Annotated in this window: 7 protein-coding genes; 6 read left to right on the top strand and 1 reads right to left on the bottom strand. The window is 62.7% G+C overall.

Annotated elements, in window-relative coordinates:
• Positions 1-97: 97 nt before the first annotated feature.
• Positions 98-232 (bottom strand): hypothetical protein, encoded by a 135-nt coding sequence (locus tag NFR87_RS10460; protein WP_277613135.1) that lies wholly within the window; start codon positions 230-232, stop codon positions 98-100.
• 155 nt (positions 233-387) lie between these two features.
• Between NFR87_RS10460 and NFR87_RS07720 the strand changes: the two genes are divergently transcribed.
• From NFR87_RS07720 to NFR87_RS07695, 6 genes are all read left to right on the top strand, one after another.
• Positions 388-1512 carry a LuxE/PaaK family acyltransferase gene (locus NFR87_RS07720; protein WP_251448656.1) on the top strand — a complete coding sequence of 375 codons (1125 nt, stop codon included), beginning with the start codon at positions 388-390 and terminating at the stop codon, positions 1510-1512.
• A complete protein-coding gene (locus NFR87_RS07715; RefSeq protein ID WP_251448655.1) occupies positions 1509-2765 on the top strand; it encodes an acyl-CoA reductase in 1257 nt (418 codons plus the stop codon). The genes NFR87_RS07720 and NFR87_RS07715 overlap by 4 nt, the downstream gene beginning before the upstream one ends.
• Positions 2766-2843: 78 nt before the next feature.
• Positions 2844-3812 carry a DnaD domain protein gene (locus tag NFR87_RS07710; protein ID WP_251448653.1) on the top strand — a complete coding sequence of 323 codons (969 nt, stop codon included), beginning with the start codon at positions 2844-2846 and terminating at the stop codon, positions 3810-3812.
• Positions 3813-4817, top strand: coding sequence for an ATP-binding protein (locus NFR87_RS07705; protein WP_251448651.1), 1005 nt, complete (start codon positions 3813-3815; stop codon positions 4815-4817).
• 117 nt (positions 4818-4934) lie between these two features.
• Positions 4935-7298, top strand: a complete 2364-nt coding sequence (locus NFR87_RS07700) for an S-layer homology domain-containing protein (protein WP_251448649.1) — start codon at positions 4935-4937, stop codon at positions 7296-7298.
• Positions 7299-7461: 163 nt separating this feature from the next.
• Complete coding sequence (locus NFR87_RS07695) at positions 7462-7782, top strand: cell division protein ZapA (RefSeq protein WP_251448647.1); 321 nt, start codon at positions 7462-7464, stop codon at positions 7780-7782.

Here is a 7782-nt window from a genome sequence, read left to right as displayed (position 1 = left end):
CACTATCTCGTCGTCGGGGGGAAGCTCGGTCAGCTCCCGGGCAAGTAGCTCCTCAAAACCTTTGTCGTCTCTTGTGCCGCCACTGCCAGCGTCTTTTTCAGGCCGCCGGAGTCATCTCCAGAAGCTCGCTTTGGGCCTCGCCCATGGTGTCGGCGGAGAAGCAAAACTGTCCACCGCCGTCGTAGACCTCCACGTGGCCGCCCACATACCGAAATTCAAATCGCTCTGTCATTTTGGCCCCACTCCTTTCTGATGAGACCATTCTAACAAGATCACAGTCCCATAAACAGGACTGTAGCGGACAAGGGCCCCGGCCGAAGGATGCGCTCCGACCAGGTGCATTTTTGCCGTTTTTGTGATATAATCCTTTTAAAAGGAGGCGAGACTATGCTGTCACGACAGCGGCTTTTTTGGCGGGGCCGGCCCTACGACCTGCTCCGCTCCGACAGTGCCTTTGTCCGGGCCTGCCGGGACAACGCCGTCTACCACATCAAGCACTGCCCCGGCTACGCCGCCATCTGCCGCCACCTGGGCTTTACCCCCGACCAGCTTCAAACCATAGAGGACATCGCGAAGATCCCCGTCATTCCCACCCTCTTCTTCAAGCGGAAGGCCCTCTTCTCCATGCCTCAGTGGCGCATGGCCATGAAGGTCACCTCCTCGGGCACCAGCGGCAAGTACAGCCGGATCGGCTTTGACTGGGGCTGCATCTTGGCCGAGGCCCCCATGGTGGTGCGCCTGGGCTTTGTCCACCACCTGGTCTCCCCAAAGCCCGCCCACTGCGTCATTCTGGGCTATAAGCCCCACAGGAGCAACCACACCGGGGTCACCCGCACCATGTTCGGCCTGACCCACTTCTCCCCGCCCCTTTCCCGCACCTACGCCCTGAACATGGTGGACGGCTCCTATGTCCCCGACCTGGACGCGGTGGCAAAGGCCCTGAAAAGGCTGGAATCCTCCCCCTTCCCCACCCGGGTCATCGGCTTTCCCTCCTACCTGTGGTTCGGCCTGCGGCGGATGGAGGAGCTGGGGCTGCAAGTGCGCCTCCCCCGCGGCTCCCGCATTATCCTGGCGGGGGGCTGGAAGCAGCACGCCGCCCAGGAGGTGGACAAAAAGACCCTCTACGCCCTGGTGGAAAAGGTGCTGGGCGTTCCTGAGGGGAATGTCAACGAGCTGTTCGGCGCGGTGGAGCACCCCGTTTTCTGCAACACCTGTGAACACCATCACTTCCACATCCCCATCTACGGCCGGGTCATCATCCGGGATCCGGACACCCTGGAGCCGCTGCCCATGGGGCAGGTGGGCCTTGTGAACCTCATCTCCCCCCTCATGACCGCCACCCCCACCCTCAGCGTCATGACCGATGACCTGGGCTATCTCACCCCCGGGGAGGACTGCCCCTGCGGGAAGAAAAGCCCCTACCTCACCATTTTGGGCCGGGTGGGCATGTCCGACATCCAGACCTGCGCCGCCGGAGCCTCGGAACTTCTCGGAAAGGGGGAAGCCTTTTGATCTTCGCCAACGGAACACTGCTGCCCGATTCAGAGCGAAAGAACATCATCCCCCGCCTGGAGGAGGAGATCGGCCGCACCCGCATGGGCCCACCGCTGGAGGCGGAAGCCGTCATTGCCGCTGTGGACGCTCTGGGCAAGCGGCTCTCAAACGGGGAATTTGACCAGCTCCTGGCCCAATTTCTCCCCGCCGGTGTGACCTTGGATGAGCTGCTGCCCCTGCTCCGGCGGGAGGCCCTGGAGGAAAAGCTCCGTACCGAGCTGGGAAACGACCCCTTCGATACCAGGGATTTCCAAAAAACCACTGCCCGGGTCTATCCCCTGGGCGTTCTTCTCCATGTGACCCCCGGCAACATGCCGGGCCTTCCGGTCTACAGCGCGCTGGAGGGCCTTTTGACGGGAAATGTGAACCTGGTGAAGCTGCCCCACGGCGACAAGGGACTGAGCCTGGCCGCCTTCTCCCTCTTGGCGGAGCAGGAGCCCCGGATCGCCCCCTATCTCTACGCCTTTGACCTGTCCTCCCGGGAGGAGGCGGACTTGAAGGCCCTGGCGGCCCTGGCGGACGGCGTCGTCACCTGGGGCGGGGACAGGGCCGTCACAGCCCTGCGTGCCCTGGCTCCGGCGGGGTGCAGGCTCATCGAGTGGGGCCACCGGCTCAGCTTCGCCTACGTCTCCGGTTACGAGGACAAACAGGCCGAGCTCTCCGAGCTGGCCGGGCACATCGTGGAGACGGGCCAGCGGCTGTGCTCATCCTGCCAGGTCATCTTTTTGGACACGGACAGCCGGGAGGAGGGGGCGGCCTTCTGCCGGGAATTTCTGCCCTATCTGAACGCTGCCGCCGCCAAACGTCCCGGCACAGGCGCCCAGGCCACCCTCAGCGGCCACACCGCCCTTCTGGAGCGCATTGTGGAGGGGCGGGCAGAGGGGGAAGGGCTCTTTCAGGGCAAGGGCTGCTCGGTGATCCTCCGCCCTGACCGGGAACTGGAGCTGTCCCCCATGGAGGGGAACGTGCTGGTCAAATGCCTGCCCAGCGGGGAGCTGCTCCCCACCCTCCGCCGGCAGAAAGGCCGCCTGCAGACGGCGGGGCTGGTCTGCGCCCCGGAAAAGCGGGAGGCCCTCACCGCCCTGCTGGCCCGGGCGGGGCTCACCCGTGTCACACGGGCGGGGCGCATGTCCGCCTCCTTCCCCGGAGAGGCTCATGACGGAGAGTATTCTCTGCGCCGGTATATACGTATTGTTGATACAGAAATATAAGAAAGTTTTTATTTACCTTGTGAGGGCTTTCGTGTAAAATAGAGGCGATGACCCATTTTGCGGAAGGGAGGCGTTTTCGTGGCCAATGAGAGTTATTTGCCGGGACACATCCTGTCCCTTACCGCCGCTTCGGCGGATCGGCTCATCTCCGCCGGCAGCGGGGATGCCGCCCTGCTCTATCTCTATCTTTTGAAAACGGCGGGAGAATACCGGAGCGCCCAGGCGGCCCGGGCTCTGAAATGGGAGCCGGGGCGGTGCGACGCCGCGGCCGGCCTGCTGGCCAAGCTGGGCCTTATCAGGCTGCCGGAGCCTCCGGCGGAGGTCTCCCCCCAGCCGGAGCCCCCGGAGTATTCTGCCGAGGACATCAACCGGGAGCTGGAGGACGGCCGCTCCCCCTTCCCCGCCCTGGTGGGGGAGGTACAGCGGCGGCTGGGCAAGCCCCTGTCCACCGCGGATCTGAAGAGCCTCTACACCATCTACGATTTTTCCGGCCTGCCCCCCGAGGTCATTTTGCTGGTGGTGAGCTGGTGCGTGGAGGAATGTCAGCGCAAGTACGGCCCCGGGCGGATGCCCCGGATGCCCCAGATCCAGCGGGAGGCCATGCTCTGGAAGGAGCGGGGGGTGGACACCACCGAGGCCGCCGACGCCCATCTGAAGCAGCTGACCAGCCTGCGGGAGCGCTCCACCCAGATCCTGGCCCTGATGGATGTACGGGATCGGCCGCCGGTGACCAAGGAGAAGGACTTCATCGCCCTGTGGGTAAACATGGATCTTTCCGACGAGGTCATCCGCCTGGCCTATGAAAATACCGTTTTACAGACGGGGAAGCGGAGCCTTCCCTACATGAACAAGATCCTGACCGACTGGCACCAGAAGGGACTTCGCACCGTGGCCGCCATCCAGGCCGCCGAGGGGAAGGGCCCGGTGCGCCGCTCCCACCCCGGCGCGGGAGCCACTGCCCCCCAGCCCACCAAGGTGGGAGAAGCCGACCGGCGGGCCCGGGCGGATATGGAACGGATGCGGCGGCTGATGAAGGAGGGAAAGTAAATGGGATATGACGGACAAGTCCTCCATCGGGCCAACGCGCGCCTGAAGCAGCGGCGCAAAGAGCGGGAGAAGGCCGATGAGACCCTGCGCCGAACCCTCTTCTCCCAGTGTCCTGAGCTGGGGGACATCGACCGGCAGCTCCGGGGCGCCATTCTGGATGTGATCGCCTCCTGTCTCAAGTCCGGTTCCGATCCCGGCCCCGCCCTGGGCGTCATCCGGGACAGGAACATGGAGCTCCAGACCCGGCAGGCCCAGCTTTTGCAGGAGCTGGGCTATCCCCCCGACGCCCTGGAGGGGCAGAGCGTCTGCCCCAAGTGCAATGACACAGGCTGGCAGGGCACCCAGATGTGTGACTGCCTGAAAGTTCTCTGCGCCGAGGAGCAGGTGAAGGAGCTGAGCAATCTTTTAGACCTGGGGGAGCAGACCTTCGACCACTTCTCCCTGGACTGGTACTCCCCCCTGCCCTGGCCGGGGGAGAGCCTGTCTCCCAAGGAGAACATGGAATTTATCTACGAGGTCTGCCTCAACTACGCCCAGAAGTTCGGCAAGTTCTACTTCAAAAACCTGTTTCTCACCGGCGACCCCGGGCTGGGCAAGACCTTCCTGTCCGCCTGCATGGCCCGGACGGTGGCGGAAAACGGCTTCTCCGTGGTCTATGACACCGCCACCCATCTTTTTTCCCAGTTTGAGGAACAAAAATTTTCCAAAAACGTCTATGAGGGGGAAGAGGCCAGAGGGGAGACCAAAAAATACCTGGGCTGCGACCTGCTCATCCTGGACGACCTGGGCAGCGAGTTCACCTCCCCCTTTGTCCAGAGCGTCCTCTACACCCTGGTGAACACCCGCCTGGTGCGGGGCGCGGCCACCGTCATCTCCTCCAATCTGACCATGGACGGAATGCGGGCGCGGTACAACGGCCAGACCGCCTCCCGGCTGGAGGGAGAGTACCGGGTGCTGCGGTTCTACGGCGAGGATATCCGGCTGAAACGGAAGGCCGCCCTGTAGGCGTTCTGGGAAATAAATCCGCCGGTGGGAAATGATTGCTTTTCCGCCAGATATAGCGTATAATGTGGTTTACAGAGTTTTACCCTTCTATATCTTGAAGAACTGGAGGAGACAAATATGAAACTGAAACGGCTCGGTTCGCTGGTGCTGACACTGGCACTGACTCTCTCCCTGACTGTGCCCGCCCATGCCGCCACCTTCAGCGACGTAGAGACCCATTGGGCCAAGGAATATATCACCAAGATGGCCAACCAGGGCTACGCCAAGGGCTACGACGACGGCACCTTCAAGCCTGACGGCAAGATGACCGCCGCCGAGACCCTGCTGTTCTGCGCCCGGGCCACCGGCCTGGACAGCACCACCCAGGAGAAGATCGCCGCCGCCCGGGCCGAGGAGATGGAATCCATCCTGCCCAACGGGATGTACTCCTGGGCGGGCAAGGAGATGGCCGTGGCCATCGAGACCGGCGTGCTTTCCATCTCCGAGCTGGAGGCCCTGGCCCAGACCGACCCCAAGACGGTCACCGAGGCCAACCCCAAGGGCCGCGCCTATCTGGAGCAGACCATCACCCGGGAAAACCTGTGTATGTACCTGGTGCGGGCCATGCAGCTGGAGCCCCTGGCAAAGAGCCTTTCCACCTACACCCTCTCCTTCCAGGACAAGGCCAGCATCTCCTCCGCCCTGCAGCCTTACGTTTACGTGCTCAACAACTTCGGCGTCGTCCAGGGCAATGAGCTGGGCGACTTCAACCCCCAGGGGGCCGTGACCCGGGCGGAGATGACCACTATGCTGTGCCGCACTCTGGACTTCATGTCCTCCGCCGGCATTGAGGTAGAGCTGAGCGAGTACACCGACTACGACTGGACTGCGGGTACCATCGCCGCCGTCACCAACGGGGCCGACGGCAGTGTGATCCTCACCCTGTCCAGCGACATCTCCGGCACCCGCTCCTTCTCCCTGCCCTCCTCCGCCAAGATCTTTGACGACAATATGCTCACCAGCTCCAGCGCCCTGAAGACGGGCCAGTACGTGCGCCTGAACCTGAACGCCAACGGCTCCATTCGGGAGGCCCGGCTCAGCGGCGGCCTCACCACCTGGGCCGGCTCCATCTCCAGCCTGGCCGACGGTCAGCTCTCCCTGCTGGCGGGCGGACAGAGCAAAAACCTGAAGATCGACCGCTTTACCGAGGTCATGGTGGGCAAGACCACCGGCGGCCGGGAGATCATCGACGAGGACGCGGGCTACTCCTCCGCCATCTGCTACGTGGATGAGATGGGTCACCTGGCGGGGGTCATCTTCTCCGGCGGCACCCAATTGACCGAAGGTCTCATCGAGAGCGTCACCACCGTGGGCGGCAACACCGTTTTGGGCGTCACCGCCTTCAACGGCACGGTGTACCGTTATACCGTACCCACCGGCATCGCCGTCACTGTCAACGGCGTGCTGGGAAGCCTCAGCGCCTCCCAGGTGGGCAAGTACATCCAGGTGCGGGTGAACAACGACAACAGCGAGGCCGCCTCCATTGCGGTAGACACTGTCAGCCGTTACATCCAGGGCCCCATCAAAAAGCTGGGTACCACCGGCACCGTGCGCAATGTGACCATTCAGGATCAGTTCACCAACCGGGAGTACACCTATCTGGTCAGCCAGAGCATCGCCATCACCTATGAGGGCCAGCCCAAGACCGTCTCCCAGCTGGAGAGCGGCTGGTACGTCACCGCCCTCATCTCCAACAACATGATCGCCCAACTGGACGGCTATCCCGGCTCCATCACCATAGAGGGCACTTTGAGCTCCATCTCCTATGGCGCCACCACCGTGCTGGAGGTGACTCTGGCCGATGACAGCATCGTCCGCTACGACCTGGACATCACCAAGCTGCCCACCATTAACCGGGAGAACAAGACCAGCTCCATCGACCGGCTGCGCACCGGCGACAGCGTGATCGTCACCATCCGCTACAACGAGATCGAGCGCATCGACGCCACTCCCCAGAACGCCAACCTCACCGGCACCATCACCAAGGTGACCCTGGAGAGCGGCGGCGTGACCATGGAGCTGCGTCTCACCGACGGCACCGTGGCCAGCTACACCGTCTCTGAGGGCGTGTCCGTGACCCAGGGCAGCGCCGCCTCCAACGTTTACAACCTCAAGCCCAATCAGACCGTGGCCCTGGTGACCAATGGGGACGAGGTGGTGTCCGTGAACATCACCACTGACGCCTCCTCCGCCAGCAAGCTCACCGGCACAGTCTACACCGTCAACGCCAACAGCCGCACCATGAGCCTTCTGGTGACCAATCCCAACGGCACCGCCTCCACCGTCCAGGTGAATATTCTCCGGGGCGCCACCCTGCTGGGGGCCGACGGCAGCAGCCTGAGCCTGAACAACAGCTTTTCCGTGGGCGACACCGTGGAGCTCCGGGGCAGCTACGAGGGGGCCACCTTCAACGCCTCCATCATCATCAAGGAATCCACCTGATCTGCTGAGAAAGAACCCGCCGTTTCAAACGGCGGGCTCTTTTTTTCTCTTTTTTCAAAAACCGCGCAAAAAATCAGGCTTTCACATATTTTTTATTTTTCAAGCAGAGCATCTTGTGCTATAATGTTTTTAACCATGCAAACACATAAAGGAGGGGCTGAGCATGCAAAACAAACTCACCGTTACCATTGCCGGGCAGGAATATACCCTGGTAGCCGCCGAGGACGCCGCCTACATGGAGAAGGTGGCCGCCCACGTGGACGCCAAGGTGCGGGAGGTATTGGACGGAGCCAGGGTCTCCTCCTCCGACGCCGCCATCCTGGCCGCCCTGAACATGGCCGACGAATACTTCAAGGGCCAGGAGGCCGCTGAGGCGCTCCGGGGCCAGATCAAGGGCTATCTGGAGGAGGCCGCCGCCCTGAAGCTGGAGCTTTCCAAGGCCAAGCAGGAGATCTTCAAGCTCCAGAACCAGGCCAAGAAGTAA

Source organism: Vermiculatibacterium agrestimuris, from assembly GCF_943193085.1.
GTDB classification, from domain to species: domain Bacteria; phylum Bacillota; class Clostridia; order Oscillospirales; family Oscillospiraceae; genus Vermiculatibacterium; species Vermiculatibacterium agrestimuris.
This window is presented reverse-complemented; position numbering and strand designations above follow the sequence as displayed.

Bases quoted from the DNA above. Each gene is read 5' to 3' on its own strand.
- NFR87_RS07705 (WP_251448651.1), top strand. From the start codon at position 3,813: ATGGGATATGACGGACAAGTCCTCCATCGGGCCAACGCGCGCCTGAAG.
- NFR87_RS10460 (WP_277613135.1), bottom strand. From the start codon at position 232: ATGACAGAGCGATTTGAATTTCGGTATGTGGGCGGCCACGTGGAGGTC.
- NFR87_RS07720 (WP_251448656.1), top strand. From the start codon at position 388: ATGCTGTCACGACAGCGGCTTTTTTGGCGGGGCCGGCCCTACGACCTG.
- NFR87_RS07700 (WP_251448649.1), top strand. From the start codon at position 4,935: ATGAAACTGAAACGGCTCGGTTCGCTGGTGCTGACACTGGCACTGACT.
- NFR87_RS07695 (WP_251448647.1), top strand. From the start codon at position 7,462: ATGCAAAACAAACTCACCGTTACCATTGCCGGGCAGGAATATACCCTG.